Here is a 25,372-nt window from a genome sequence, read left to right as displayed (position 1 = left end):
GACGGCTTCGGCTTCTCCGACACCCGTGGCGCCGCCCGCCGCGTGTTCAACATCGACGCCGAGTCCACGGTGGTCGCGGTGCTCTCGGCACTCGGCCGCGAAGGCGCGATCGATCGTGAGAAGGCCGTCGAGGCGGCCCGCACCTACAAGATCGACGACGTGACGGCCGCCCCGGTCTCGATGGCGGATCCGGGCGTCNGTGACCGGCCGGGTCGCGGGCGCCGGGTACTTTCGTCCCATGGTCGACGAGCCGCAACCCCGCCGGACCGGGCAGGTACCGGGCGTTCACAGGGAACGCCCGGTACCGCCGTCCCGTCCCGAGCGGGCACCGCTGCCCGACGCGCTGCTCCGTCGGGTCAAGCAGTTCTCGGGGCGACTGTCCACCGAAGCGGTACACGTCATGCAGGAGCAGTTGCCCTTCTTCGCCGATCTCGACGCGTCGCAGCGGTCGACCGTGCAGCTGGTGATCCAGACGTCGGTGGTCGACTTCCTCGAGTGGGTGCGCAATCCCGACAGCGACCTGCGCTTCAGCCTCGACGCCTTCCAGATGATCCCGCAGGATCTCGCCCGGCGACTGACGCTGCGCCAGACGGTGGACATGGTCCGCGCGGCGATGGAGTTCTTCGAGCAGTGGCTGCCGGCCCTCGCCCGCAACGAGGAACAGCTCGTGGCGCTCACCGAGGCGATCCTGCGGTACGGGCGCGAGCTCGGTTTCGCTGCCGCGGCGGTGTACGCGGGGGCGGCCGAGTCGCGGGGCGCCTGGGACACGCGGCTCGAGGCCCTCGTCGTCGACGCCGTGGTGCGTGGGGACACCGGGCCCGACATGCAGTCGCGGGCCGCGACCCTCAACTGGGACGCGACCGCCCCGGCGACGGTGATAGTCGGTACTCCCCCGCCCGACCAGGGCGTCTCGGTGATCACCACCGTGCACACCGTCGCCCAGGAGCACGGTCGCGCGGCTCTCGCGGTGGTGCAGGGCGAACGCCTGGTGATGGTGGTCAGCGGTGAACTGCACGGGACGGTCGACGCGGCGGACTTCCGCTCCGAGTTGATGCGCGCGTTCTCCGACGATCCGGTGGTGATCGGTCCGACGACACCGACGCTGGCGACCGCACACGTCTCCGCCGTCGAAGCGCTCGCCGGCATGGAGGCGGTCGTGGGGTGGCCGGGGGCTCCCCGGCCGGTGCACGCCGCCGAGCTGTTGCCCGAACGTGCGCTGCTCGGTGATCCCGGCGCGATCGCCGCGCTCGAGGACTTCGTCGTCGCCCCGCTCGCAGCCGCCGGGCCGTCCCTCGCGGACACGCTGGACGCATACCTCGACAGTGGGGGCGCTGTCGAGACTTGCGCCCGGAAGCTGTTTGTTCATCCAAATACCGTGCGGTATCGATTGAAGCGGATCACAGAAGTAACGGGTCGGGATCCCACAAATCCTCGCGATGCGTACGTGCTTCGAATCGCTGCCACGGTAGGCCGCCTGGCACGAAGCCATAACGAATTGAGATCGCCTGCACCACCTGTCACACGATTCACAATTCGCGAATCGGACACGTAACGTTCCCGGTCTTTCCGCCGATAGCGAGCACCGACGTGCAGATTTGTGGGAACCCTACAAATCGAGGGGCAACCTTTCATCGCTACCGACATCTCGCAGGCACCCGTTCGCGGTGTTCCCTGGTGATCGTGATTTCGCTGCTTGCCCCCGGCCAGGGGTCTCAGACACCCGGAATGCTCGCCCCGTGGCTCGAGCAGTCCGGAGCGCGCGACCGGATCGACCGGTGGTCGCAGACGGCGGGACTCGATCTCGCGCGTCTCGGTACCACTGCCACCGTCGAGGAGATCACCGACACCGCAGTGACCCAGCCGCTCGTGGTGGCCTCCGCCCTGCTCGCCTTCGAGGATCTCGACCGTCGCGGCCTCGTGCCCGCCGACACGATCGTCGCCGGCCACTCCGTCGGCGAACTCGCCGCGGCCGCCATCGCGGGTGTCATCAGCGCCGACGACGCCGTCGCCCTCGCCGCCGTCCGCGGAGCCGAGATGGCCCGCGCCTGCGCCCTCGAACCCACCGGAATGTCCGCCGTCCTCGGCGGCGGCGAGGACGAGGTGCTCGCGCGCCTCGCCGAGTTGGATCTGGCCCCCGCAAACATGAATGCGGCCGGTCAGATCGTCGCAGCCGGGCGCCTGAGTGCGCTCGAGGAACTCGCTGCGAACCCGCCCGAGAAGGCCCGCGTCCGCGCCCTGCCGGTCGCCGGTGCCTTCCACACCCGATTCATGGCACCCGCCCAGGACGCCGTGGCTGCCGCCGCGGCGAAGATCACACCATCGGATCCGACGCACACGCTGCTGTCGAACTACGACGGCAAGCCCGTCACCTCCGGAGCCGACGCCCTCGAACGTCTCGCAGCTCAGGTCACCCGGCCCGTCCGGTGGGACCTGTGCACCGCCTACCTGCGCGCGGCGCAGGTGAGCCGGATCGTCGAGCTTCCCCCCGCCGGCACGCTGGTGGGCATCGCCAAGCGCGAGATGCGCGGCACGCCCACCGTCGCCCTCAAGACCCCCGCGGAGATCTCCGCTCTGGCCGAAAGTCTTCAACTCGGTTAGGTTGCTGCGCGCGCCGTCGCACAGCACGGGCACCTCACCGGGACCTCCCCGGACCCCCGACCGGAAACATCCGGCCGGTTTCGAACGACATAGTCGACAGATCGAGAAGGGAGCCACATCGTGGCCGCCACCCAGGAAGAAATCATAGCCGGTCTCGCGGAGATCATCGAAGAGGTCACCGGCATCGAGCCCTCCGAGGTGACCGTCGACAAGTCCTTCGTCGACGACCTCGACATCGACTCGCTGTCCATGGTCGAGATCGCCGTCCAGACCGAGGACAAGTACGGCGTGAAGATCCCTGACGAGGATCTCGCCGGTCTGCGCACCGTCGGTGACGCCGTGAACTACATCCAGAAGCTCGAGGCCGCAGGCGTTCAGGCCACGAACGACAACGAATGAGTTCTGCTGTGACCTCCCCTTCTCCTCGGGCACTCCGCAACGTCGTCGTCACCAGCCTCGCGGCTACGACGTCGATCGCCGGCGACGTGGACGCCACCTGGAAAGCACTGCTGGCCGGTGAGAGCGGGATCGGCACCATCGACGGCGGATTCGTCGACGAGTTCGACCTCCCGGTGCGCATCGGCGGAACCCTGAAGGTCAGCCCCGACGAGGGACTGTCCCGGGTGGAACTCCGTCGCATGAGCTTCGTCGAGCGCCTCGCGCTCACCCTCGGGCGCACCGTCTGGCAGAACGCCGGCAGCCCCGAGGTCGACCAGGACCGTCTCGGTGTGGTCATCGGTACGGGCCTCGGTGGCGGCGAGTCGCTCATCGACGCCGTCGACAAGCTCCGTGCCGGCGGCTACCGCAAGGTCTCGCCCTTCGCGGTGCAGATGATCATGCCGAACGGACCGTCGGCCACCGTCGGGCTCGAACTCGGTGCTCGCGCAGGGGTCATCACCCCGGTCTCGGCGTGCTCGTCCGGATCCGAGGCGATCGCCAACGCGTTCCGCATGATCGCCTTCGGCGACGCCGACATCGTCGTCACCGGTGGTGTCGAGGGTCAGCTGGACGCGGTCGCCACCGCGGGCTTCGCGATGATGCGGGCGCTGAGCACCCGCAACGAGGACCCGAAGGGCGCCTCGCGTCCGTTCGACAAGGACCGCGACGGTTTCGTCTTCGGCGAGGCCGGCGCACTGATGGTCCTCGAGAGCGAGGAGCACGCCAAGGCACGCGGAGCGACCATCCACGCTCGTATCCTCGGCGCCGGCATCACCTCCGACGGTTACCACATCGTCGCCCCCGATCCGGAAGGTACGGGAGCGGCTCGGGCCATGCGGCGAGCGATCGAGACCGCCGGGCTCACCAAGGCCGACATCGGGCACGTCAACGCGCACGCGACGGCCACCCCGATCGGCGACGTGGCCGAAGCCAAGGCCATCAACGCGGCCGTGGGCAACCACGCCGCGATCTACGCCCCCAAGTCCGCGCTCGGTCATTCGATCGGTGCGGTGGGTGCACTCGAAGCAGTACTCACGGTCCTGGCTCTGCGTGACGGGGTCATCCCGCCCACGCTGAATCTCGAGAACCAGGATCCAGAGATCGATCTCGACGTGGTCAAGGGCGAACCACGTTCCGGCCGGATCGATTTCGCGCTGAACAACTCGTTCGGTTTCGGTGGGCACAACGTGGCGCTCGCATTCGGTCGCGCCTGACCGTCGACGCCGCTGCGCCCCATGCGGTGGAGGCTCCACCCGGAGCCTCCACCGCAGCCCACCACCACCGCGTCTGCCCGAGGAGCACCCGATGACCATCCTGGATCCAGCCACCCCGCGTGAGACGACGGTGGACCCGAGAGATCCGTTGGCCCGTCTCGAGAAACTGTTCGACCCGGGCAGCCTGGAACTGCTGCACACCCGCGACAAGTCGGGCGTCCTCGCCGCCGTCGGCGAGGTCGACGGCATCCGCACCGTCGCATACTGCTCCGATGCCACCGTCATGGGCGGAGCCATGGGCGTCGAGGGATGCAAGCACATCGTCTCCGCCATCGACCACGCCATCGACCACGAGATCCCCGTGGTCGGCATCTTCCACTCCGGTGGCGCGCGTCTGGCCGAGGGCGTCGAAGCCCTCCACGCCGTCGGCCTGGTCTTCGAGGCCATGGTCCGCGCGTCCGGTCTGATCCCCCAGATCTCCGTCGTTCTCGGCTTCGCGGCCGGCGGTGCCGCCTACGGCCCGGCCCTGACCGACATCGTCATCATGGCCCCCGAGGGCCGTGTCTTCGTCACCGGACCGGACGTGGTCCGCAGCGTCACCGGTGAGCAGGTCGACATGGAGTCGCTCGGCGGCCCCGACACGCACACCAAGAAGTCCGGTGTCGCGCACATCGCCGCGCACGACGAGGCCGACGCCCTGCACCGGGCCCGCCGCCTGGTGTCGATGCTGGCCGAGCAGGGCGAATTCGACGTCGTCGCAGCGACACTCGGCGACACCGACCTGCGGGCGCTGATGCCCGCCTCGCCGCGACGCGCATACGACGTGCGGCCGATCGTCCACCAGTTGCTCGACAACGTCGACGGCGAGTCCTCCTTCGAGGAACTGCAGGCCGGCTGGGCCCGCAGCATCGTCACCGGCTTCGGCCGTCTCGGCGGCCGCACGGTCGGGGTCATCGCCAACAACCCGCTGCGCCTCGGCGGCTGCCTCAACTCCGAGAGCGCCGAGAAGTCAGCGCGTTTCGTGCGGATGTGCAACGCCTTCGGTGTTCCGCTCGTCGTCATCGTCGACGTTCCCGGTTACCTTCCCGGTGTGAGCCAGGAGTGGGAGGGTGTCGTGCGACGCGGCGCCAAGCTGCTCCACGCGTTCGCCGAGGCGAAGGTTCCCCGTGTCACGCTGGTGACGCGCAAGATCTACGGCGGCGCGTACATCGCGATGAACTCCCGGGCGCTCGGGGCCACCGCCGTCTACGCGTGGCCGGAGTCCGAGGTGGCCGTGATGGGCGCGAAGGCCGCTGTGGGCATCCTCCACAAGAAGGCCCTCGCCGCGGCTCCCGAGGAAGAGCGTGAGGCGCTGCACGACCGTCTCGCCGCCGAACACGAGGCGATCGCCGGTGGCGTCGGTCGTGCGATGGCCATCGGTGTGGTCGACGAGATGATCGATCCCGCCACCACGCGCAGCACCCTGGCCGCCGCGCTCGCCGCCGCACCCGCGGTTCGCGGACGGCACAAGAATATTCCGCTCTGATCCGGACACAGCACGAGAACACCGGCACCGCTCCTCGGAGCGGTGCCGGTGTTCTCGTATCAGGAAGATGTGGGGTGCGTTCCGGTCGCGTCGCCGGGGCGGCGGACCGCGGTCAGCCGACGTCCCGGCGGAGCCACGTCACCTGAGCGCCTTCGTCGCCGCTGCGGTACGGCTCGAGCTCTTCGTCCCATGCCGTTCCGAGGGCGCGGTGCAGTTCGCTCGTGACATCGGCGGAGGACAGCATGGCGCGCAGACGCATCTCTCCGACGACGATGTCGCCGTTGGCGCTGGTGCACCCGCGCCACAGACCCAGTCGGGGGGCGTAGCTGAAACGTTCGCCGTCGACGCCCTCGCTGGGATTCTCGGTGATCTCGAAGCGGAGCATCGGCCACGACCGCAGCACGTCGGCCAGTCGCGCGGCCGTGCCCACGGGCCCGACCCAGTCGACGCAGGTGCGCAGCAGCCCCGGTGCGGCGGGCTGGCCCGTCCACGAGAGATCGGGCCGGCAGTCGAGGATGTCGGCCAGTGCCCATTCGATGTGCGGGCACACCGCCGCCGGTGAGGAGTGGACATAGATCACCCCCGCCGTGGCATCCGCGAATTGGTTGGATGCGCGCATACATTCACCTCCGGTTCGACCAGGACGTCTTCCCCAACGACCTTCGTCGACCAAGGCTTCTCCATGCAGGCTGCGTACAAGTGTGCCCGTGTGGCGTGTGTTTCGCCAGCGAACCAGAGAGGTTCATGTGAATTCGGTGATGATCGCGTCTCCGAGGGCAGGCCAGAGCGGTTTGGCCCAGTCTCCGAACGCACGATCAGTAAGTACCACAGCGGCGACGGAAATTTCGGGATCTACCCAAATGAATGTGCCCGATTGACCGAAATGACCGAAAGTACGCGGTGAATTACCGGTGGCGGTCCAATGCGGATTCTTCTCACCGCGGATCTCGAATCCGAGGCCCCAGTCGTTGGGCTTGAACATCCCGTAGCCGGGCACGAGTCCGTTCAGACCCGGAAACTGCACGCTGGTCGCCTCGGTGAGGGTTTCGCGCGAGACCAGCACGGGGTCGAGCAGCTCGCGCGCGAACAACGCGAGATCGGCGACCGACGACTGCGCCCCGTGACCCGCCGGCCCCGGCAGGGACGAGGACGGCATGCCGAGCGGCTCGAAGACCGCTTGCCGGAGGTATTCCGGGAACTCGATACCGGTTTCCGTCTCGACGAGTTCGGCAAGCACTTCGAAGCCCGCACTCGAGTAGATCCGCTTCCGTTCGGGTTCGGTCTGCACGGTGCGCTCACCGAACGCCAGACCGGAGGCGTGGGCGAGCAGGTGGCGCACCGTCGACCCCGCGGGGCCCGCGGGCTGGTCGAGCTCGATCGCGCCCTCCTCGACGGCCACCAGCGCGGCGTACGCCACGAGCGGCTTCGTCACGGATGCGAGTGGGAAGACCTCGTCGAGGTCTCCCCTGGACGCGACCGTTCCGCCGTCGCGGGTCACCACCGCGGCGGCGGAACGGTCGACAGGCCAGTCGCTGAGCAGATCGAGGCTGTGCACGCGATCAGCCTACGAGACGCCCCGGCGGCGCGGGGTCACCGGTCGGTACCGGTCACCAGTCGGCTTCGGTGTAGCGGATGACGCCGCGGATGTTCCTGCCCTCGAGCATGTCCCGGTATCCGTCGTTGATCTGCTCGAGGGTGTAGGTACGCGTGACCATGTCGGCCAGGTTCAGTTGACCGGACTTGTACAGGTCGAGCAGGTTGGGGATGTCCACCCGCGCGTTGCAGCCACCGAAGATGTTGCCCTTGAGGTCCTTCTGCAGCATCGAGAGCAGGAACGAGTTGAGCTTGACGTCCATGTCGGACATGTAGCCCATCGCCGTGACGACGCACCGGCCGCCCTTGGCCGTGAGTGTCAGTGCCGGATCGACCAGCTCGCCCTTCATCTCGCCCACGGTGATGATCGTCGAGTGGCACATGCGGCCCCACGTGATCTCCATGATGGGCACGATGGCCTCCTCGATGGAGGCGTAGGTGTGGGTGGCACCGAACTTGAGCGCCTGCTCCCGCTTCCACGGCTCCGGGTCGATCGCGAACACGTGGCGCGCACCCGAGGCGACGGCGCCCTGCAGAGCGCTCATGCCGACACCGCCGACGCCGATGATGGCGACCGAGTCGCCGGCCTTGACCTCGGCGATGTTCGTCGCCGAACCCCAGCCGGTGGGCACGCCGCAGCCGACCAGCGCCGCGAGCTCGAAGGGTACGTCCTTGTCGATCTTGACGACCTGGCTCTGGTTGACCGTCATGTACGGCGAGAAGGTGCCGAGGAGGCACATCGCGATCACGTTCTCGCCGCGGGCCTGAATGCGGTAGGTGCCGTCGGAGATCGCCTGGCCGCCGAGCAGTCCCGCCCCGAGGTCGCACAGATTCGAGTGCCCCGAGGAACAGGACGGACACCGTCCGCACGCAGGGATGAAGGACAGCACGACGTGGTCGCCCACCTCGAGACCCACCACACCCTCACCGACCTTGGTGATCACGCCCGAGCCCTCGTGACCACCCATGGCGGGGAAGGACGGCATCGGGGTTGCGCCCGTGACGATGTGATGGTCGGAATGGCACATGCCGGCGGCTTCCATGCGGATCTGCACTTCGCCCGCGACGGGATCGCCGAGGTCGATCTCCTCGACGGACCACGGTTCGTCGATGCCCCACAGCACTGCACCCTTGGTCTTCATCTGGCTCGCCTTCCATCGCATTGCCGGTTGTGCACGTGACGATAGCCACAATCGCACAGAATTGGAACAGGTTCTACATGCTTTCCCGGCCCGGTGGGACACCCGCGCTCGATACGGTGAGAGGCAGTCCCGCGGGTCACCACCGCCCGAGCGTCCGAGGAGATGCCGTGTCCGACAATCCGGAACTCACTTTCCACGGGGCGGCGAGAACCGTCACCGGTTCGTGCGCGACGGTCGAACTCGGCGACGCACGGATCCTGATCGACTGCGGACTGTTCCAGGGCTCCCGCAGCCTCGAGAACCTGAACGTCGCAGAGTTCCCGTTCCCCCCGGAGTCGGTCGACGCCGTGATCCTCACCCACGCCCACATCGACCATTGCGGCCTGCTCCCCAAGCTCGTCGCCCGCGGCTTCGACGGCCCGATCTTCTGCACGGCCCCCACAGCGGAATTGCTCTCGTTCATGCTTGCCGACTCGGCTCGCATCCAGGAGGTCGAGGCCCAGCGCCGCAATCGGCGACGCGACCGCGCGAACCGCGCCGAATTCCACCCGATCTACATCGAGGAGGACGCCCGGCTCGCCGCCTCGCGCGCCCGGCCGATACCGCTCGAGGAGTGGTTCGAACCGGCGCCCGGTTTCCGGGTCCGCCTGTGGAATGCCGGACACATCCTGGGATCGGCCTCGGCGGAGATCGAGGCCGGCGGTGTGCGGATGTTGTTCTCGGGGGATCTGGGGCCGGAACAGAAGGCCTTCCACGCCGATCCGGAAGGTCCGACCGGACTCGACTACGTCGTCTGCGAATCCACCTACGGGGACCGCTCACGCCCTCGACTCACGATCGCCGAGCGCCGCGACCTCCTCGCCCGGGAGGTGAACGAGGCACTCGGGCGGGGCGGCAACCTGATCGTGCCGTCGTTCGCGCTCGAACGCACCCAGGAGTTGTTGCTCGACATCGGATATCTGCTCGATGACGAGCGTATTCCGGGGGTGCCGGTCTTCGTCGACTCCCCGCTGGCGATCCGCGCGACCGACGTCTTCGCCGCACATGCCGGAGAACTCGAGGATCTCGACGGCCGGAACGTCTTCCGCCATCCGGGCATCCGGTACACCACCGAGGCCGAGGAATCGATGCGGATCGACAGCTACGATCGCGCGATCATCATCGCGGCCTCCGGGATGTGCGAGGCGGGACGGGTTCGGCACCACCTGCGGAACAACCTCGCCCGCCCCGACTCGACGGTGCTCTTCGTCGGCTATCAGGCGCAAGGCACGCTCGGCAGGGTGATCCTCGAGGGTGCCTCGAAGGTCCGGATCTCGGGTGAGGACATCGATGTCCGGGCACGGATCCGGCGGATCGACAGCTACTCCGCGCACGCCGATCGCGGCGAGTTGGTGCAATGGGTCGGGCAACGCGCGCCGATCTCCGGTGCAGTCTTCCTCGACCACGGAGAACCCGATGCGCTCGCCGCCTTCACGGCGGCGCTGCACGACCTCGATGCCGGACTGAACGTGGTCGTCCCGGAGATCGGCGCCCGATACCGGCTCGTGGCGGGCGGTCCGCCCGAGCACATCGCCACGGTCGCACCCCCGGCGCCGGTGCACGTCGGCCGCGACTGGCAGAACGAGTACGCCGAGTTCGCTACCGGTCTGCGCGACCAGCTGCTCGAGATCGACGACCCGCGCACCCGGGAGCGCGCGATCGCTGCGATGCGGAAGGTGCTCGACGAATACCGCACGGGTGCCCAGACCCCGGAGGAGCACCGGCGCCACTCGAGGCCGGGCCGGCGCAAGCCTCCGCCCCGCCGGAGGCGCCGTTTCTGAGCGTGATCCTCATGTTCGACCGCGGCGAGGGCCGCCGCATCGGCATCGGACAACGGAGGACGAACCATGACGACGAAGGCGCTCGCGCCCGACGTATCCACGTGGCCGGCAGAGAACCCGCAGCTCATCGGCAGCCGCTGCGACGACTGTTCCGCGACCACATGGCCCACCCAGCCGCGTTGCCCCCCGGTGCAGCGGGGCGAACTTCTCGGAGCTGCTGCTGCCGCGTCGCGGCACGCTCGTGGCATGGACCACGCAGGGCTTCGTGCCGATCTGATCCGCACACATCCCATCGAGGAGTTCCCGACATCGTGAACGACGTTGCCATCATCGGGGTGGGCCTTCACCCGTTCGGTAGATTCGGCGCCAACCGGCATTCCCTTCACCAACGTGTTCAACACGTGCGCGACGTCCGCTTCACCGCCGATCCCGCCATGCTCGGTCTGCCCGCCTGGTACGCCGAGAACGGACAGTTCGTCACCACCAAGTTCTTCGGCATGAAGGCGAACCGCTACGCCATCGACCACAACATCTCGCACAAGACGCTCGCACGGGTCGCGGCGAAGAATTACCGCAACGGCGGCCTCAACCCGAATGCCTTCCGCCGCACGGAGTTCAACATCGACGACATTCTGTCGTCGCCGATGCTCAACTACCCGTTCACGGCGAAGATGTTCTGCGCGCCGGACGAGGCTGCCGCAGCGGTGATCATGTGCCGCGGCGATCTGGTGTCGAAGCACACTACCGAAACGCCGGTCTACCTGCGCTCCAACGCGATTCGCACGCGCACCTACGGCGCGTACGAGGTCCGTGTGACGTGGGCGTCGGTCGAGGAGGACGTCTCCCCCACCGTCTACGCAGCCAAGGCCGCCTTCGAGGGCGTCGGCACCAGCCCCGAGGGCGTCGGCATCGGCCCCGAGGGCGTCGAGGGAGCCACCGCGATCGGCGGATCCCTCCCTGCGAACACCGACGGGTGGTCTCATCGTCAACGGTGAACCCGTCGACGTCTCCGGCATCCGCCAGGTCCACGAACTGGTGTTGCAGCTGCGCGGTCCGGCCGGCGAGCGGCAGATTCCGGGCGAGCCGAAGGTGGGCCTCGCCCAAGTCCACGGTGCCCCGGCACCGCAGCCGCATCGATCCTGTCACTCCGAGCACCACGTAACCGCACGAAAGTTCGCTCGCCGCAAGAGATCCCGAGTGCGGTGGCCGAACTCGTCCCAGGGACACCGCGAGGCCGGAATCACAGCACCCCGAGGCACTTTTCGCAACCGGAGGAAGGTACTGTCCAGCTCAGCGGGTCGAACGCGGGGGACGACTCTCGGCATCACTTCGAGTCGAGGCGTTCATCCGTGCGTCGATCCGTCGTGTCCCGTCGTGGCTTCCGCAGCCTTGCGGTCGGTCTCGCAGGCCTCTCGTCGCTCGTGTTCGGCACCGCCACCGCGCACGCCGATCCCGAGCAACCCGACGCCGAGCCCGCCACCGCCTACGTCGAGGGCGTCGACGAGGTGACCGACCAGCACTGGACGGTCCGCGTCTATTCCCCGGCCGTGGATACCGTGATCCCCCTGGACGTCCTGCGTCCGGCCGATCCGAGCGAGCCGCGGCCGGTCGTCTACGCCCTCGGCGGCGCGGGTGTCGGTGTGATCGACGGCACCGGGTGGATGGAGAGCAGCGACATCGCCGAGTTCTTCTCGGACAAGAATGTCAACGTGGTCATCCCCGCCACCGGCAACTTCAGCTACTTCACCGACTGGGATCTCGACGATCCGGTTCTCGGTCGCAACCAGTGGCAGACCTTCCTCCTCGAGGAACTGCCGCCCGTCGTCGACGAACTGCTCGACACCGACGGCAAGCAGTCGATCATCGGGATGTCCATGAGTGCCGGCTCCGCGCTGGACCTCGCGATCCGGAGCGGCGACCTGTACTCCGGCGTCGCATCCCTCAGCGGATGCGTGCGCACCAGTGATCCGGTCGGTCAGCTGTACGTGAGGCTCGTCGTCGAGCGCCGCGGCAAGGGCGACGTCGAGAGCATGTGGGGTCCGGCCGACGGGTCCGCGCTGGGCCGAGCACGACGTCTACCTCAATGCGGAAGGCTTGCGCGGCAAGGCCTTGTACCTGTCGAGCCGCAACGGTCTGCCCGGCACGTACGACGTCCCCGGTCAGGAACGCGCGGCGGGTGAATCGTTCGCCACGCAGATCGTCGCAGGCGGAGCGATCGAGGCCGCCACGAATGCCTGCACGCACCAGCTGGTGGACCGGCTCGAAGCGCTCGACATCCCGGTCACGGCCGAACTCGATGCCGACGGAACGCATTCGTGGGGTTACTGGGAGGACGACCCGCGCAAGGCGTGGCCGATCCTCGCCGAGTCGATGGGCGCTGAGGCCTGATCGCGAGGCTTCGCTCGCGGGGGGCCTGATCGCGAGGCTTCGCTCGCGGGGGGCCTGATCCCGAGGCGTCACTCGCCGGGGTCCAACCGGATCCGGGCGACCACCGAACGGTGATCCGCCCTGGGAAGGTCGTCGGAGTCGAACGCGACGGCCGTCCCGTTCCCGACGAGGATGTGATCGATCGCCACCAGCGGCGGGCCGGGTTTGTCGGTCGGATAGGTACGCACCGCCCCCGCTCCCGCCTGCTCCGCGGCATCGGCGAAACGCCCCGAGAGCAACGCGCGGAACTGCGCATGGTCGTAGGTGGCGTTGAAATCGCCACCCACGACTGCGGGGACGTCGGCCGGAGATCGATCGAGGATGTTCTGCAACCGTGACAGTTCGGCAGCCCAGTCCTGCGCGTCGAACACCGGTGGGACCGGGTGGAACGCGTGGACCGCGACCGGTCCCGCTCCCGGTACGTCCGCGAGCGCAGAGAGTTGACGGAAGACGAATCCGTCGTGTTCGACGGTGTCCGACAGCGGAAATCGGCTCCAGATCCCCGTTCCCGACGCCAACTCTCCGGGGACGAGATACCGATGGGGTAACAGCTCGTCGAGACCGGCACGGGTGAGTCCATCGACCCCCGCAGAGGTGAGTTCGTTCACCGTGAGCAGGTCGACGTCGCGGTCCCGGACCCGGGACACGACGACCTCGGGATCGGCACCCCTGTCGAACAGAATGTTCGCGTGCATCACGGTGATATCGGGACCCGCACCGGCCGCAGCCGTCGCGACGTGGAGAGGCGCCTGGGTCCAGACCGCAGTCGCAGCAATCGCACCCGCAACGAGGGCCCCGAATAGGCGTCGACGGACGGCAAAGGCGATCAGCCCGATCACCGCACCGGCCATCAGATACGACGCGCCGGACGCTGCGAGCACCAAGGATTGGGCCGACCACCTACCGAAGTGGAGCGCGAGACCGACCGCGCCTGTCGCGGTTGCCGTCCACCCGAGAACGTCCGATCCGAGCCGGAGCCACTTCGCCGTCACCACGCCACACAACCATGCCGCAGGTCGCGTGCGCGAGGACCCGTCACCGATCGGAGCGGGAGGCGATCGCGGCGAGGTGCGTCGCGAGCCGGTCCGCGGCCGCCCGAAGTTCCGGTGGCTCGAGGACGACCGCCTCGAAACCCATTCGCGCGACGTGCATCACGACCCAGTCCGGGTCGTCCGCGCCGACGACGAGCACGCACCACCCGTCCTCGTCGTCCTCGACCCGCCCGACCTGCGGCGGCACCATGTCGCGCACCTGGCCGGCGTCCGCCCGCAGGCGGATCCGCGCGATGTACCGGTAGGGCGACTCCGTCACGGACCGCTGGACGTACGACACCGGATCGGGATGCTGCCGCGGCCGGAACCGCCAGGTCGTGAGGGACACGTCGCGCATCCGGTCGAGCCGGAAGGTGCGCCAGTCGTCGCGATCGACGTCCCATGCCATGAGGTACCAGCGCTGTCCGGCAGCGACCATCCGCACCGGTTCGACGGTGCGCTCGTCGTCCGCCTCCTGCCGGGTGGTGTACCGGAACCGCACACGGGTCGCGTCGCGGCACGCGCGGGCCAACGCCAGCAGCGTGTCGGCGTCGATCTCGGTGCCCGCGCCGACGACGGTCTCGGTGGCGCCGTAGATCGCCCGCACCTCCTCGCGCAGACGCGGCGGCATCACCTGGTCGAGCTTGGCCAGTGCACGCAGGGCCGCCTCGGCGGCACCGGCGATGGTGCTGCCCGACGCCAGTCGCAGCGACACCGCCGTGGCGATCGCTTCGTCGTCGTGCAGGAGCAGCGGCGGCAGTCTCGTGCCGGCACCGAGTTGATAACCACCGCCGACACCGGGGGTCGCGCGGACGGGATAGCCGAGGGCGCGCAGCCGATCGACGTCGCGGCGCACCGAGCGATCGGTCACGCCGAGTTCCGCAGCCAGTTCGTCAGCGGTCCACGAGGGGCGACTCTGCAACAGCGCAAGCACCCTCAGAACCCGTTCGGTGGTCGACTCGACGGTCACACGACGATAGTCGCACGGATCACGGACCGAAACTGTCCGGAATATGCGTCAACCTGGAGCCATGACAGAACTCGACTGGAATCACCTACTGCGACAGCAACTCGACTATCCGGTTCGCCGCCGCCTCGACGGCCTCACCGACGACGAATACTTCTTCGAGCCCGCACCCGACTGCTGGAGTGTTCGGCCGCGCGGGACGGGCACCGCTCCCCTACTGGGAGGCGCCGGGGCGATGACCATCGATTTCGCGTTCCCCGAACCGGATCCGCCACCCTTCACGACGATTGCGTGGCGGCTCGGGCATGTGATCGTCGGCGTGCTGGCGATGCGCAACGCGAGCCATTTCGGACGCACGGCCACCGACTACATGTCGTTCGAGTACGCAGCGACCGCGGACGAGGCCCTCGCCCAGCTCGATGCCGAACTCGCCACGTGGATTGCGGGCGTCGAGTCCCTCGGGGAAGACGGACTCGCCCGACCGTGCGGTGAAGCCGAAGGACCGTACGCCGAGTACCCGATGGGCACGCTGGTCCTGCACATCCACCGCGAACTCATCCATCATCTGTCCGAGGTCTGTCTTCTGAGGGACCACTACCTGCACACCCGTACCCGCGCCCGACAGGAGGCGAGCTGACATGGCCCGCGACATCCAGATCACGTTCGACTGCGCCGATCCCGCGGCTCTCGCGGACTTCTGGGCGGACGCCCTCGGCTACGAACTCCAGAAGCCGCCCGGCAATTTCGTGTCGTGGGACGACGCGCTCGACGCGATGGGGGTGCCACTCGAACGACGCAACGACGCGTCGGGCATCGTCGACCCGGACGAGGCAGGGCCCCGACTGTTCTTCCAGAAGGTGCCCGAGGGCAAGCAGGCCAAGAACCGGATGCATCTGGACGTGCGTGCCGCGCCCGGACTCGACGGCGCCGAGCGCATGGCCGCCCTGGAAGCCGAGGCCGAGCGGCTCGTCGCACGCGGGGCCACGCGCCTGGAGCGTCACGACCCGGCGCCGCCGTTCGGGGCCGGCCACATCGTCATGGCCGACCCCGAGGGCAACGAATTCTGCCTCGACTGAGACTTCGCATGGTCAGGCCGGTTCCGAGACCCAGTGGACGAGTTGCCAGATGATCCCGTTCGGATCGGCGAACTGGCAGTACCGTTCACCCCACGGCTCGGTCTCCGGCTTGGTCACGACCGTCGCACCGGCTTCCGCGATGCGCGCGAACTCGGTGTCGACGTCGTCGACGACGAAGGCGATGAGCATGCCCTGACCGGCCGGGCCGGCGACGGATTCCGGCTTGAAGGTCGACAGCCCGGTACGCAGGAACACGATGTTGAATCCTGCGTCCGGGTGAGTCAACGAGACGAATCCGTCCGCCGACATCTCCTCGGTGAAACCGAAGTGCCGGATTGCGAAATCTGCCGATGCGGCAGTGTCGGCGACGTTGAGCGACAGTGCTGTGGACTTGATTTTCATAGGACCTCCCCCAGAGCAGAAACCTTGTACGGCGTATAGAGTACTCCCGAGAGCGAGTTTTCGGGAGGCATTTATGGCGCGCGATCTGATCGACCTGCTGTGGCGCGAGCATCCCGACGCGCCGACCGGTGGTTCCCGCGGGCCGAAAGCCAAGATCACCACCACATCCGCGGTGGACGCTGCGGTAACCGTCGCCGACGCGGTGGGCCTCGACGCGGTGACGATCCGTCGCCTCGCGACCGATCTGGGCGTCTCCGCCATGGCCCTCTACACCCATGTCGGGTCGCGCGACGACCTCCTCGTCCTCATGGTCGATCGGGTCCACGCCCGGCAACCCCGGCCGCCCTACGAGGCCCCGTCGTGGCGGGATCGGGTACGGCAGGTCGCCGAATCCGAACTCGAGCACTACGCCGCACACTGGTGGCTGCTGGACGTCGACGATCAGCGCACGGCCCTCGGCCCCGGCACGATCGCGAAGTACGACCACGAACTCCACGCCTTCGACGGCACGCCCCTCGGCGACTTCGATCGCGACGCCGCGCTCACGTTCGTCGCGGACTTCGTGCGGGGTGCGGCCCGAGCCCGACGACCTGATCCGCACGCCGCCGACATGGGCGAGGCCTGGGCGCGATGGAACGAGCGACTCGCGCACTATCTCGGTGACGACCATCCCCTCGCACAGCGGGTGGGAGCGGCCGCCGGAGCAGAGATGAACGCCGCCTACAGCCCGCACCACGCATGGGAGTTCGGGCTGCAGCGCATCCTCGACGGGCTCGAACCGCTCGTCTCGAATGGCGGGGTGCGACCCACCGGGGAATGATTTCCCCGAAGGTTCGTACGAGAGATTCGAGGATTTCATGAAGCGATTCGCCGCGGGCGTGCTCGGTTGTGCCGCAATCGCCTTTGCAGTGCCGGCCACGGCGTACGCAGATCCCGGCACACCTACGCTCCCCACGGAGGACTACTCCGGGTGCCGCTTCGCGTCGATCTCCGCGGAATGCCGCTGGGAAACGCTCCTCGCCAGCTTGGCCGGCCTGTTACCGACCGGATCCGCGGAGGCCGGACCCACCATCCGGTAGAAGCCGTCACGACTTGGGTGGATCCGCCCCCGCTTTCCGGGGTCGGATCCACCCGAATCGCATCACCTCTCGCGCACCTCTTCGAGCCTGCGGATCAACGTCGCCGCGTCGAACGGGCCGGTGTGCCGGGCGAGGTCCGATCCGGTGGCGCCGAGGTAGAAGGTGGGCGTTCCGAAGACGTCGCTGGTCTCGGCGTCGAGATCGTCGTCCTCGACACGGTGACGATACCGCCCCAGGCGAAGGTCCTCGTCGAACCTGTCCATATCGAGACCCAACTGCTGGGCGTGTTCGTAGATCTCGTCGCGGGACAGAGCGTCGCTGTGGGCGAACAGGTGGTCGTGCATGTCCCAGAATCGTCCCTGCGCCGCCGCAGCCTCGGCCGCTTCGGCGGCGAACCGGGCGTGCGGGTGGTGTTCATCGAGGGGAAGGTGCCGGAAGACGTACCGCAGGTCGTCGCCGAAGTGCTCGCGCACGTCGCGGATGCTGCCGGTGGCCTTGCTGCAGAACGGGCACTCGAAGTCTCCGTACTCGACGAGTGTGAGCGGAGCGTCGACCGGTCCCCGTATGTGGTCGCGGTTCGGATCCACCGGACGCAGCAGCACGAGCCCGGCAGATCCCTGCGGCGGATTCAGGCGGTCGGACAGCCGGAACAAAGCCCAGCCCAGCGCCGTGGCGAGAACAGCCGCGAGAAGGACGCCGATTCGGGCGTCGTTGGCCGCTTCGGGAGATTCGATCGCCAGATCCACGATGAACAGTGAGATCGTGAACCCGATGCCGGCGAGCGCGGCACCCCCACCGACGTGCGAGAGGGTGAGTCCCGGCGGCAGGCTGCCCGGACGCAGGCGCGAGAAGATGGCAGTGGCCGCGGTGATGCCCACGAGTTTGCCCACCACGAGACCGAGGACGACGCCCCACGTGATCGGCGACCGGATCGCAGTGCCGACGGTCTCGGCGGAGATCACCACACCCGCGTTGGCGAGGGCGAAGATCGGCACGACGAGGAACGCCGTGTACGGCTGGTAAAGCCGTAGCAGCCGCTCGTTCACGGACACGGCGCGGAGCACCCCGAGTTGCGCGGCGCGCGCGTAGTCGGAGTTGGGCGACTGGCGGAACGCCCGCGTGAGTTCGCCGGCGCGCTCCACCTCGCTGCGGCGCGGCGGATAGACGGGAAGGATCAACGCGATCAGTACACCGGCGAGGGTCGGGTGCACACCGGATTCGTAGAACGCCACCCACGTCCCTGCCGCGACGACGAAGTAGACGACGCCCCGCCACACCTCGAGCCGGCGGAATTGCAGGATCAGCAACAGTCCGATCGCGGCAGGTATCAGGTAGACCGGCTGCAGATCGTCGGTGTAGACGAAGGCGATGATGGCGAGGGCGCCGATGTCGTCGGCCACGGCCAGCGTGAGGATGAACACGCGCAGGCGGGCCGGGCAGCGGGGTCCGACCAGCGCGAGCGCACCGAGCACGAAGGCGGTGTCGGTGGACACGACCACACCCCACGCTCCTGCGGCCTCCCCGCTGGGGTTGAGCAGCAGAAACAGTCCCGCAGGTAGCGCGAGCCCCGCGATTGCCGCCACGAGCGGGACCGCGGCGCGCGTCCGGTCGGTGAGCTCTCCCATGGTGAGCTCGCGTTTGACCTCGAGGCCGACGACGAAGAAGAACAGCGTCATGACGGCGTCGTTGACCCAGTGCTCGAGGTCGAGATCGATGCCGTAGTCGCCGATGCTGATGCTGAGAGGTGTGTGCCAGAACGTCTCGTACGAGTCGCCCAGGTTGGCCCAGACCAGAGCGATCAGGGTCGCCGCGAGTACGACGCCTGCCGCGAGCGTGTCGTCGTCCGTGCCGTCGCGGACCCCTGCCAGAAGGTCGGACGCCCGGCGGAGCGTCGTCGGGTTCTCGTCGACCGTCATGTGCTCCCTCGTTCCGCAATCCGCTCCGAGCAACTCGGTGCCGGTGAGTACACCGACGACATCGCACAACGCCGGCCCCCGGGGCGATTATTTCCGGTATCGGCCGTTCGAACCTGCATTGTCCGAACACAACAATGCAACCGGTTCCGCCGTACAGGAGGCGGAATGCACCCCTCCGACTACCGACCTCATCCGAAACTAGACCGAATCGTTGTGCCAACAACCGATTTCGGCGTTTCGACAGCCCGACCGTTACATTCCGCCGCTACCTGTCGCCTCGACGGAGGATAGCCCTGCGCGTCCGCCCCGGGTATCGTCACGATCCACCGAAGCATCGGTTCCGAATAACCCTCGGTGAGAACAACTTTCCTAAGTTCTCTTACGGAGAGGAGGTGGATCCGTTGCTGCACACGGGGACGATCCGAAGAGCCCGATGGATGTTGATCACCGCACTGGGAGCAGGGGTGCTCGTCGCGGCGACGACGCACCAGCCCGACTCTGTGGTCCGGGCCGACCCGACGGTCGCGCATGCCCGGTCGTCGCACTCCTCGGTCTCGGTTTGCGCACCGCCGGACGGTGCGCCTGTCTGGCGTCCGGGCGAGCTCGGCGACCACCCGGATCCACCGGCTGCGATCGGAGCGGTGGCGAACGGGCGGATCGGAGGCGTCTTCCATCCGTCCACCACGATTCGACTGACCGGCCTGGACGTGTGCGAGCAGTACATCGACCGCACCATCGTCACGACGAACGACGGTTGGTTCCTGTTCACCGGTCTCATGCCGGGTCGCTACACGCTGCGGGGGGACGACGGAACGGTGCTCACCGAGGTCGAGGTCTCCGCCGAGTCATCGGATCATTCCGGACTGGTGTTGGCTCCCGGTTAGGTCGTCAGCACGAGGAGGTAGCCGCCGCCGGCCTGCTCGATCCTGGTATCGAACCGCACTCCCGGCTCGAGTCGCGACAAGCGGTCGAGGAGCCATTCGGAGGCGTCCTCCGCGTCCGACTTCTCGGGACACCGGGCAACGGCGACGCGACCACCCTTGCGGGTGAGCTGCTCGACGACGCCGATGATGGGCGCCGGGTCGACGACGAAGAGCCGGTCGGACCACGGCACGACGGGTTTGACGGCACCCTTCTTGGTGTTGCAGGCGCGGTGCGCGAGTCGCTCGACTCCGCCCTTTCCCTTGCCACCCTTCTTGGCGGTGTTGATGCTGTCGATGCTGGGACCGCGCGGGTCGTTGACCGACATGTCGGGGTCCACGGGCTCGTCGCACAACCAGCAACGCCACGCCTCGCGCTCACCGACTTCTCGAAGGGTGCTCATGGGGTCGAACGCTACCGTTCCGACAAGCAGGAACATCTCGCGGCCATGAGCGAAGGATGTGGGGCGGGCGGGGCTCGAACCCGCGACCAGCGGATTATGAGTCCGCGGCTCTAACCGACTGAGCTACCGCCCCGTCGCGACGACATGCGTCGCACAGTGCCGCACTGCTCGCACGGCGCGATCGAATGCTACCCGGACACAGCGGGCAACACTCTACCGGGTACGAAGTAGCAGAGATCACATCGGTGGATGTTCTGCCGCATAGGCACCCCCGGATACACAGAATCCTCCCACCCGTGACGGGTGGGAGGATTCTGTAGGCGCTCCCCCGGCTGGACTCGAACCAGCAACCGTTCGATTAACAGTCGAATGCTCTGCCAATTGAGCTACAGGGGATTGTCCTGCGGTGCTCCGCGGTTTCCCCCGGTGCGTGAAAAACCATAGCGTCCCACCCGCCGCAGCACCAAATCGCCTGCTTGTGGGCATGCTGCGGGGTCATCGGGCAGGATGGGGACGACGCAGTCACAGGTGGAANTACTCGGCACCCGAGCGGGTCGCGCGAGGTACGAACAGATCAGCAAGACGGCCAAGGCGGTGGCCGCGAGCCCCGTCACGAAGAAGGCGATCGAGGTGGGCCGGCAGAAGCTCGCCGACTCGCTCAGTCCTCAGCCCAAGCTCGAGCCGATGAAGCCCATCGACGAGACGACCACGATCATGATCCCGCGGGACCAGTTGAAGAAGTAGACGGTCAGCCGGCCAGGCCGTCACCGATGGCCTGGTCGAGCAGGCTCCGCCGGTACTGTTCGAGCGCCATGAGGTCGCCGAGCAGGGCGTGGAACTCCTCGGACTCGGTGGCCGGGGAAATCCGCTGCAGTTTGGACTTCAGTTCGGCCACCTGCTCGCCGACCCAGACCTCCTGCAGCCGGGCCAGCACGCCACCGATGTAGCGCGGCAGCCGGTCCTCTTCGGCGGGGACGGGTTCGACGGCGAGTTCCATCACGAGCGAGTGCGCGACGGGATCGGTCGCTGCCCTGCCGACGGCGTCGACCCACTCGGCTCCCCCGAGGCCCGCTGCAGTTCCGCCGGCGTCGGCGACGGCCTGCCGCACGGCCGCGTAAGCAGGGTCGGTGAAGGTCTCCGGCGGCAGGGAGTCGAAGACGGTCCCGGCGATACCCGGATACTGCAGCGCGGCCTTCAGCGCGTCGCGCTGCGGCCACAGCGTCGGATCATTCGGCCGAGGGCGGCGCAGGGCCGACACGGGCTCCGCCGTGGCCGTCGCGGGCCGCGCCTTGGCTTCCGGTGCACGAACTCCTCGCCGTGCCTCCTCCTGCACACGCCGACGCACGGTGGGGATGTCGTCCCATCCCGTCCAGTGCGCGAGTTGCACCGCGTAGTTGTCGCGGATCGTGCGGTCCTTGATCCGGCCCACGACGGGGACACATCGGCGCAGGGCCTCGACGCGACCTTCGACGGTGTCGAGATTGTGTTCGGCGAGAATCGATTTCACGACGAACTCGAACATCGGGGTGCGGCGGGCCACGAGGTCGCGCACCGCACCGTCGCCCGACTGCTGCCGCAACTCGCACGGGTCCATGCCCTTGGGGGCGATCGCGACGTAGGTCTTCGCGGCGGTCTTCTGATCGCCCTCGAACGCCTTCATCGCCGCCGCACGACCGGCGTCGTCGCCATCGAAGGTGTAGATGACCTCACCGCGGAAGAAGCTGTCGTCCATGAGCAGGCGACGCAGCAGCGCGAGATGTTCGTCACCGAAGGCAGTGCCGCACGCGGCGACCGCGGTCTTCACGCCGGCCAGGTGCATGGCCATGACGTCGGTGTAGCCCTCGACGATCACGGCCTGGTGCGACTTGGCGATCTCGCGCTTGGCGAGGTCGAGGCCGAACAACACCTGAGACTTCTTGTACAGCACCGTTTCCGGTGTGTTCATGTACTTGGCGGTGATCTGGTCGTCGTCGTACAGACGGCGGGCACCGAAGCCGATGACGTCGCCCGCGAGATTGCGGATGGGCCACAGCAGTCGACGGTGGAAGCGGTCGATCGGACCGCGGCGACCCTGCCGGGACAGTCCTGCGGCCTCGAGTTCCGAGAATTCGAATCCCCGGCCGAGGAGGTGCTTGGTGAGCGCGTCCCAGCCGGCGGGTGCGTAGCCGCAGCCGAACGTCTCGGCGGCTGCCTGGTCGAAGTTGCGTTCGGTCAGGTAGTCGCGGGCGGCCTGGGCGTCGGGCGCGCGCAGTTGCTCGGCGTAGAACTGTTGGGCGGCCGCGTTCGCCGCGACCAGCCGGGCACGCGTGCCCCGGTCGCGTTGGACGGACGGACCGCCGCCTTCGTAGTTCAGCGTGTAGCCGACACGCTCGGCGAGCTGCTCGACGGCCTCGACGAAGCTGACGTGTTCGATCTTCTGCAGGAACGAGTAGACGTCGCCGCCCTCACCGCAGCCGAAGCAGTGGTAGTGCCCGTGATTGGGCCGCACGTGGAAAGACGGGGACTTCTCGTCGTGGAAGGGACACAGGCCCTTGAGCGAGTCGGCGCCTCCGCGCTTGAGTGCGACGTACTCGCCGACGATGTCCTCGATGCGCACGCGGTCGCGAATGGCCGCGATGTCTCTGTCTGAAATACGGCCGGCCACGAGACGAGTCTAAGCCGCCGGGCAGACTGCCCGGCACGACGGTCCGACGCAACCCACACCCGCGAGCGCGTAAGCGCGTCCCTCCGGACAGATGCACGGCGCCGGACTCGTGCTTGTGTCCGCGAAGGGCGCAAACGTCGGTGTCAGCCCCAGCTCGCCTGCGCGGCGAGGCTGTCCCGGTCGATCCGTTCGAGGCGCGATTCGGTGCACGACGCGATCTGATCGACCACGACCCGTACCTTCGCAGCATCGTCGGGCGCGGCCTTCCAGGCGGCGACGAAGAACGGGTCGAGACCGACCGGCGCGGTGCGCAGTAGCCACTCGGCGACGCGGTGGATGCGTTCGCGTTGCGATTCCTGGCGGGTGCGGTGGGCGCGGTCGGACATGACGAACTGCAGCGCCATCGTCTTGAGCAACGCGACCTCCGAGACCACGATCGGCGGGACCACGAGGTCGGCGTCGTACCGGGTGACGCGTCGGCCTTCCGTCGCCTCCCGGGTCCCGAGGATCGCTGCGTTGGCGAAGCGGCCCACCAGCTCGCTGGTCAGCTTCTTGAGCGCGACCGAGCAGGCGAGGGTGCCGTCGAAGGTGCCGACGGCGCGGACCACCGGCATGGAGGACAACCGCTTCGCCGCCTCGGTGAGCTCGGCCGGGTCGAGACCCGAGAATTCGCGCATGCCCACCTCGATGAGTCCGGCGACATCGTCGGGATCGTCGAGCATCCGCAGGTCGATGCGACCGTCGATCACACCGTCCTCGAGGTCGTGCACCGAGTACGCGACGTCGTCGGACCAGTCCATGATCTGCGCCTCGAGGCACTTGCGGCGCTCGGGTGCGCCTTCGCGGATCCAGTGGAGGATCTCGGCGTCGTCGTCGTACGAGCCGAACTTCGCGCCCGGGCGCGGACGCGTCCAGGGGTACTTGAGCGTCGCGTCGAGCGAGGCGCGGGTGAGGTTGAGACCGGCGCTCGAGCCGTCCGGATAGAGGATCTTCGGTTCGAGGCAGGTGAGGATGCGCAGGTTCTGCGCGTTGCCTTCGAATCCGCCGCAGGACTCCGCGACCGCGTCGAGTGCCCGCTCGCCGTTGTGCCCGTAGGGCGGGTGCCCGATATCGTGGGCGAGGCCGGCCAGGTCGACGAGATCGGGGTCGGCGCCGAGCCCTTCGCCGATGCTGCGGCCGATCTGCGCGACCTCCATCGAGTGCGTCAGACGGGTGCGCGGGGTGTCGCCGTCACGGGGGCCGACGACCTGTGTCTTGTCGGCCAGGCGGCGCAGGGCCGCGCAGTGCTGCACGCGCGCACGGTCGCGTGCGAAGGCGGTCCGCTCGGACGCCGCTCCCTCGGACCCGGCGAGCGCCGAGGTCTTGCGCGGCTCGGCGACGCGCCGTTCGAGATCGTGTTCGCTGTAGCGCTGCATCACACTGCCTTCCGTCACCGAAGACCCTACGTTCCGCCTCACTGCTGCGCCGTATACGGGAAATCGGCGGAGAAGTGGGTGATCTGGTACCAGATCAACGCGCCGGTCTCGCGGGCGATGCCGTGCAGCTGCGACTCGCGGGTGAACACCGCCGGACCCTGGCGGGTGGGAGCGGTCCAGGCGTCGAGACCGGCGTCGCGCGCCATGGTCCGGGTACGCAACGAATGCCACGGGTCGCTGACGAGCACGACCGACGACAGGCCCAGCTCCGACATCTCGCGGCTGACGGCCTCGACGCTGAGCAGTGTGTCCGAGCCCTCTTCGACGGCGACGATCGACTCGGCGGGCACCCCGCGCGAGACGAGATAGTTCTTGCCCGCCGCGGCCTCGGTGAACAGGTCGCCCTCCTGCTTGCCGCCGACGGTGACGATCCGCGGCGACACTCCCGCTTCGTAGAGCTTGAGGGCCTGCTCGAGGCGGGCCTCGAAAACCGACGACGGTGTGCCCGAATACTGCGCGGCCCCGAGCACGANGGCGGGGGTGCGGTCGTCGATCCGCGCGACCTGCCACACCCGCAGCGCCGTGCCGCCGACGACGAGGACGGCGGCGAGCAGCACCCCGATGATCAGTCGCCGGAGCCAGCGCGCGATGCGCGCGCCGACCCCGAGGTCGTCCCCGGTGTACGTCGCGGTGGTGCCGGTGCGGCGGGATGCGGTGCTCACCCCCTGATTCTGCCAGCGAACGAGAACGCGTCGACCGGA

23 protein-coding genes, 2 tRNA genes and 5 pseudogenes are annotated in these 25,372 nt (G+C 68.1%); 16 read left to right on the top strand and 14 right to left on the bottom strand.

Going from position 1 to position 25,372, the window contains the following annotated elements:
- From QR64_RS27750 to QR64_RS10540, 6 genes and pseudogenes are all read left to right on the top strand, one after another.
- Positions 1 to 198 (top strand): annotated as a pseudogene (locus tag QR64_RS27750) (2-oxo acid dehydrogenase); the annotation flags it as partial.
- Between the two features lie 40 nt (positions 199 to 238).
- A complete protein-coding gene (locus tag QR64_RS10560; protein WP_006554439.1) occupies positions 239 to 1,552 on the top strand; it encodes a PucR family transcriptional regulator in 1,314 nt (437 codons plus the stop codon).
- Positions 1,553 to 1,680: 128 nt separating this feature from the next.
- Entirely contained in the window at positions 1,681 to 2,598 is a 918-nt protein-coding gene (locus QR64_RS10555) for an ACP S-malonyltransferase (protein ID WP_039585238.1), read from the top strand.
- A gap of 120 nt (positions 2,599 to 2,718) precedes the next feature.
- Positions 2,719 to 2,997: a meromycolate extension acyl carrier protein AcpM gene (gene acpM / locus QR64_RS10550; protein WP_006554441.1), complete on the top strand. Its 279-nt coding sequence runs from the start codon at positions 2,719 to 2,721 to the stop codon at positions 2,995 to 2,997.
- Positions 2,994 to 4,250 (top strand): KasA/KasB family beta-ketoacyl-ACP synthase, encoded by a 1,257-nt coding sequence (locus tag QR64_RS10545; RefSeq protein ID WP_162836414.1) that lies wholly within the window; start codon positions 2,994 to 2,996, stop codon positions 4,248 to 4,250. Before acpM ends, QR64_RS10545 begins: the two co-directional genes overlap by 4 nt.
- Positions 4,251 to 4,341: 91 nt before the next feature.
- Positions 4,342 to 5,775 (top strand): acyl-CoA carboxylase subunit beta, encoded by a 1,434-nt coding sequence (locus QR64_RS10540; protein ID WP_024101332.1) that lies wholly within the window; start codon positions 4,342 to 4,344, stop codon positions 5,773 to 5,775.
- A gap of 112 nt (positions 5,776 to 5,887) precedes the next feature.
- On the opposite strand, the gene QR64_RS10535 is transcribed toward QR64_RS10540, so the two are convergent.
- The 3 genes from QR64_RS10535 to QR64_RS10525 all read right to left on the bottom strand — a co-directional run bounded on the left by QR64_RS10535 (position 5,888) and on the right by QR64_RS10525 (position 8,510).
- Positions 5,888 to 6,394 carry a DUF3145 domain-containing protein gene (locus QR64_RS10535; RefSeq protein WP_006554444.1) on the bottom strand — a complete coding sequence of 169 codons (507 nt, stop codon included), beginning with the start codon at positions 6,392 to 6,394 and terminating at the stop codon, positions 5,888 to 5,890.
- A gap of 123 nt (positions 6,395 to 6,517) precedes the next feature.
- Positions 6,518 to 7,330 (bottom strand): serine hydrolase domain-containing protein, encoded by an 813-nt coding sequence (locus QR64_RS10530; protein ID WP_006554445.1) that lies wholly within the window; start codon positions 7,328 to 7,330, stop codon positions 6,518 to 6,520.
- Positions 7,331 to 7,382: 52 nt separating this feature from the next.
- Positions 7,383 to 8,510, bottom strand: a complete 1,128-nt coding sequence (locus tag QR64_RS10525; protein WP_019289833.1) for an NDMA-dependent alcohol dehydrogenase — start codon at positions 8,508 to 8,510, stop codon at positions 7,383 to 7,385.
- Positions 8,511 to 8,677: 167 nt separating this feature from the next.
- On the opposite strand from QR64_RS10525, the gene QR64_RS10520 reads away from it, so the two are divergent.
- The 5 genes and pseudogenes from QR64_RS10520 to QR64_RS28670 all read left to right on the top strand — a co-directional run bounded on the left by QR64_RS10520 (position 8,678) and on the right by QR64_RS28670 (position 12,718).
- Positions 8,678 to 10,330: an MBL fold metallo-hydrolase gene (locus QR64_RS10520; RefSeq protein WP_039585158.1), complete on the top strand. Its 1,653-nt coding sequence runs from the start codon at positions 8,678 to 8,680 to the stop codon at positions 10,328 to 10,330.
- 66 nt (positions 10,331 to 10,396) lie between these two features.
- Positions 10,397 to 10,601: pseudogene (locus tag QR64_RS10515) on the top strand (Zn-ribbon domain-containing OB-fold protein); the annotation flags it as partial.
- 37 nt (positions 10,602 to 10,638) lie between these two features.
- Positions 10,639 to 11,478: pseudogene (locus tag QR64_RS10510) on the top strand (thiolase family protein); the annotation flags it as partial.
- A 201-nt stretch (positions 11,479 to 11,679) separates the two neighbouring features.
- A complete protein-coding gene (locus QR64_RS10505; protein WP_255028964.1) occupies positions 11,680 to 12,510 on the top strand; it encodes an alpha/beta hydrolase in 831 nt (276 codons plus the stop codon).
- Positions 12,440 to 12,718: a hypothetical protein gene (locus tag QR64_RS28670; protein ID WP_230810182.1), complete on the top strand. Its 279-nt coding sequence runs from the start codon at positions 12,440 to 12,442 to the stop codon at positions 12,716 to 12,718. Before QR64_RS10505 ends, QR64_RS28670 begins: the two co-directional genes overlap by 71 nt.
- A 68-nt stretch (positions 12,719 to 12,786) precedes the next feature.
- On the opposite strand, the gene QR64_RS10500 is transcribed toward QR64_RS28670, so the two are convergent.
- Positions 12,787 to 13,752: an endonuclease/exonuclease/phosphatase family protein gene (locus tag QR64_RS10500; protein WP_039585157.1), complete on the bottom strand. Its 966-nt coding sequence runs from the start codon at positions 13,750 to 13,752 to the stop codon at positions 12,787 to 12,789.
- Positions 13,753 to 13,792: 40 nt separating this feature from the next.
- Positions 13,793 to 14,758: a helix-turn-helix transcriptional regulator gene (locus tag QR64_RS10495; RefSeq protein ID WP_039585156.1), complete on the bottom strand. Its 966-nt coding sequence runs from the start codon at positions 14,756 to 14,758 to the stop codon at positions 13,793 to 13,795.
- A 61-nt stretch (positions 14,759 to 14,819) separates the two neighbouring features.
- Here QR64_RS10495 and QR64_RS10490 point away from each other — a divergent pair, with 61 nt between their 5' ends.
- Positions 14,820 to 15,392: a DinB family protein gene (locus QR64_RS10490; RefSeq protein WP_039585155.1), complete on the top strand. Its 573-nt coding sequence runs from the start codon at positions 14,820 to 14,822 to the stop codon at positions 15,390 to 15,392.
- 1 nt (position 15,393) lies between these two features.
- Positions 15,394 to 15,831, top strand: a complete 438-nt coding sequence (locus QR64_RS10485) for a VOC family protein (protein WP_006554454.1) — start codon at positions 15,394 to 15,396, stop codon at positions 15,829 to 15,831.
- A 12-nt stretch (positions 15,832 to 15,843) separates the two neighbouring features.
- Here the strand turns inward: QR64_RS10485 and QR64_RS10480 are convergent, their stop codons facing one another.
- Positions 15,844 to 16,233 (bottom strand): VOC family protein, encoded by a 390-nt coding sequence (locus QR64_RS10480; RefSeq protein WP_006554455.1) that lies wholly within the window; start codon positions 16,231 to 16,233, stop codon positions 15,844 to 15,846.
- A gap of 73 nt (positions 16,234 to 16,306) precedes the next feature.
- Between QR64_RS10480 and QR64_RS10475 the strand changes: the two genes are divergently transcribed.
- Positions 16,307 to 17,053 carry a TetR/AcrR family transcriptional regulator gene (locus tag QR64_RS10475; protein WP_039585154.1) on the top strand — a complete coding sequence of 249 codons (747 nt, stop codon included), beginning with the start codon at positions 16,307 to 16,309 and terminating at the stop codon, positions 17,051 to 17,053.
- A 321-nt stretch (positions 17,054 to 17,374) separates the two neighbouring features.
- Here QR64_RS10475 and nhaA read toward each other — a convergent pair whose 3' ends face one another.
- Positions 17,375 to 19,228: a Na+/H+ antiporter NhaA gene (gene nhaA, locus QR64_RS10465; RefSeq protein WP_039585237.1), complete on the bottom strand. Its 1,854-nt coding sequence runs from the start codon at positions 19,226 to 19,228 to the stop codon at positions 17,375 to 17,377.
- Positions 19,229 to 19,665: 437 nt separating this feature from the next.
- On the opposite strand from nhaA, the gene QR64_RS10460 reads away from it, so the two are divergent.
- Positions 19,666 to 20,112: a hypothetical protein gene (locus tag QR64_RS10460; protein WP_033097773.1), complete on the top strand. Its 447-nt coding sequence runs from the start codon at positions 19,666 to 19,668 to the stop codon at positions 20,110 to 20,112.
- Here QR64_RS10460 and QR64_RS10455 read toward each other — a convergent pair.
- From QR64_RS10455 to QR64_RS10445, 3 genes are all read right to left on the bottom strand, one after another.
- On the bottom strand, positions 20,109 to 20,489 hold the full coding sequence (locus tag QR64_RS10455; RefSeq protein WP_006554460.1) for a hypothetical protein: 381 nt from the start codon (positions 20,487 to 20,489) through the stop codon (positions 20,109 to 20,111). The genes QR64_RS10460 and QR64_RS10455 overlap by 4 nt on opposite strands.
- A gap of 122 nt (positions 20,490 to 20,611) precedes the next feature.
- Positions 20,612 to 20,685, bottom strand: a tRNA-Ile gene (locus QR64_RS10450).
- Between the two features lie 190 nt (positions 20,686 to 20,875).
- A tRNA-Asn gene (locus QR64_RS10445) sits at positions 20,876 to 20,948 on the bottom strand.
- A gap of 139 nt (positions 20,949 to 21,087) precedes the next feature.
- Between QR64_RS10445 and QR64_RS10440 the strand changes: the two genes are divergently transcribed.
- On the top strand, positions 21,088 to 21,296 hold a 209-nt coding region (locus QR64_RS10440; protein WP_152640946.1), incomplete at its 5' end, for a hypothetical protein.
- 4 nt (positions 21,297 to 21,300) lie between these two features.
- On the opposite strand, the gene dnaG is transcribed toward QR64_RS10440, so the two are convergent.
- From dnaG to QR64_RS27745, 4 genes and pseudogenes are all read right to left on the bottom strand, one after another.
- A complete protein-coding gene (gene dnaG / locus QR64_RS10435) occupies positions 21,301 to 23,196 on the bottom strand; it encodes a DNA primase (protein WP_006554462.1) in 1,896 nt (631 codons plus the stop codon).
- A 143-nt stretch (positions 23,197 to 23,339) separates the two neighbouring features.
- Complete coding sequence (locus QR64_RS10430; RefSeq protein ID WP_039585151.1) at positions 23,340 to 24,611, bottom strand: deoxyguanosinetriphosphate triphosphohydrolase; 1,272 nt, start codon at positions 24,609 to 24,611, stop codon at positions 23,340 to 23,342.
- A 38-nt stretch (positions 24,612 to 24,649) separates the two neighbouring features.
- Positions 24,650 to 25,143: pseudogene (locus tag QR64_RS10425) on the bottom strand (YdcF family protein); the annotation flags it as partial.
- Between the two features lies 1 nt (position 25,144).
- Positions 25,145 to 25,333, bottom strand: a pseudogene (locus QR64_RS27745) (YdcF family protein); the annotation flags it as partial.
- Positions 25,334 to 25,372: the final 39 nt, after the last annotated feature.

Source organism: Rhodococcus sp. Chr-9 (assembly GCF_000801125.1).
GTDB lineage: Bacteria > Actinomycetota > Actinomycetes > Mycobacteriales > Mycobacteriaceae > Rhodococcus > Rhodococcus pyridinivorans.
This window is presented reverse-complemented; position numbering and strand designations above follow the sequence as displayed.

What these genes read in the sequence shown, in the direction of transcription:
- QR64_RS10560 (WP_006554439.1), top strand. Translation starts at nt 239, where the DNA reads ATGGTCGACGAGCCGCAACCCCGCCGGACCGGGCAGGTACCGGGCGTT.
- QR64_RS10485 (WP_006554454.1), top strand. Translation starts at nt 15,394, where the DNA reads ATGGCCCGCGACATCCAGATCACGTTCGACTGCGCCGATCCCGCGGCT.
- QR64_RS10490 (WP_039585155.1), top strand. Translation starts at nt 14,820, where the DNA reads ATGACAGAACTCGACTGGAATCACCTACTGCGACAGCAACTCGACTAT.
- QR64_RS10480 (WP_006554455.1), bottom strand. Translation starts at nt 16,233, where the DNA reads ATGAAAATCAAGTCCACAGCACTGTCGCTCAACGTCGCCGACACTGCC.
- QR64_RS10525 (WP_019289833.1), bottom strand. Translation starts at nt 8,510, where the DNA reads ATGAAGACCAAGGGTGCAGTGCTGTGGGGCATCGACGAACCGTGGTCC.
- QR64_RS10460 (WP_033097773.1), top strand. Translation starts at nt 19,666, where the DNA reads ATGTTGATCACCGCACTGGGAGCAGGGGTGCTCGTCGCGGCGACGACG.
- QR64_RS10430 (WP_039585151.1), bottom strand. Translation starts at nt 24,611, where the DNA reads ATGCAGCGCTACAGCGAACACGATCTCGAACGGCGCGTCGCCGAGCCG.
- QR64_RS10545 (WP_162836414.1), top strand. Translation starts at nt 2,994, where the DNA reads ATGAGTTCTGCTGTGACCTCCCCTTCTCCTCGGGCACTCCGCAACGTC.
- nhaA (WP_039585237.1), bottom strand. Translation starts at nt 19,228, where the DNA reads ATGACGGTCGACGAGAACCCGACGACGCTCCGCCGGGCGTCCGACCTT.
- QR64_RS10475 (WP_039585154.1), top strand. Translation starts at nt 16,307, where the DNA reads ATGGCGCGCGATCTGATCGACCTGCTGTGGCGCGAGCATCCCGACGCG.
- QR64_RS10540 (WP_024101332.1), top strand. Translation starts at nt 4,342, where the DNA reads ATGACCATCCTGGATCCAGCCACCCCGCGTGAGACGACGGTGGACCCG.
- QR64_RS10535 (WP_006554444.1), bottom strand. Translation starts at nt 6,394, where the DNA reads ATGCGCGCATCCAACCAATTCGCGGATGCCACGGCGGGGGTGATCTAT.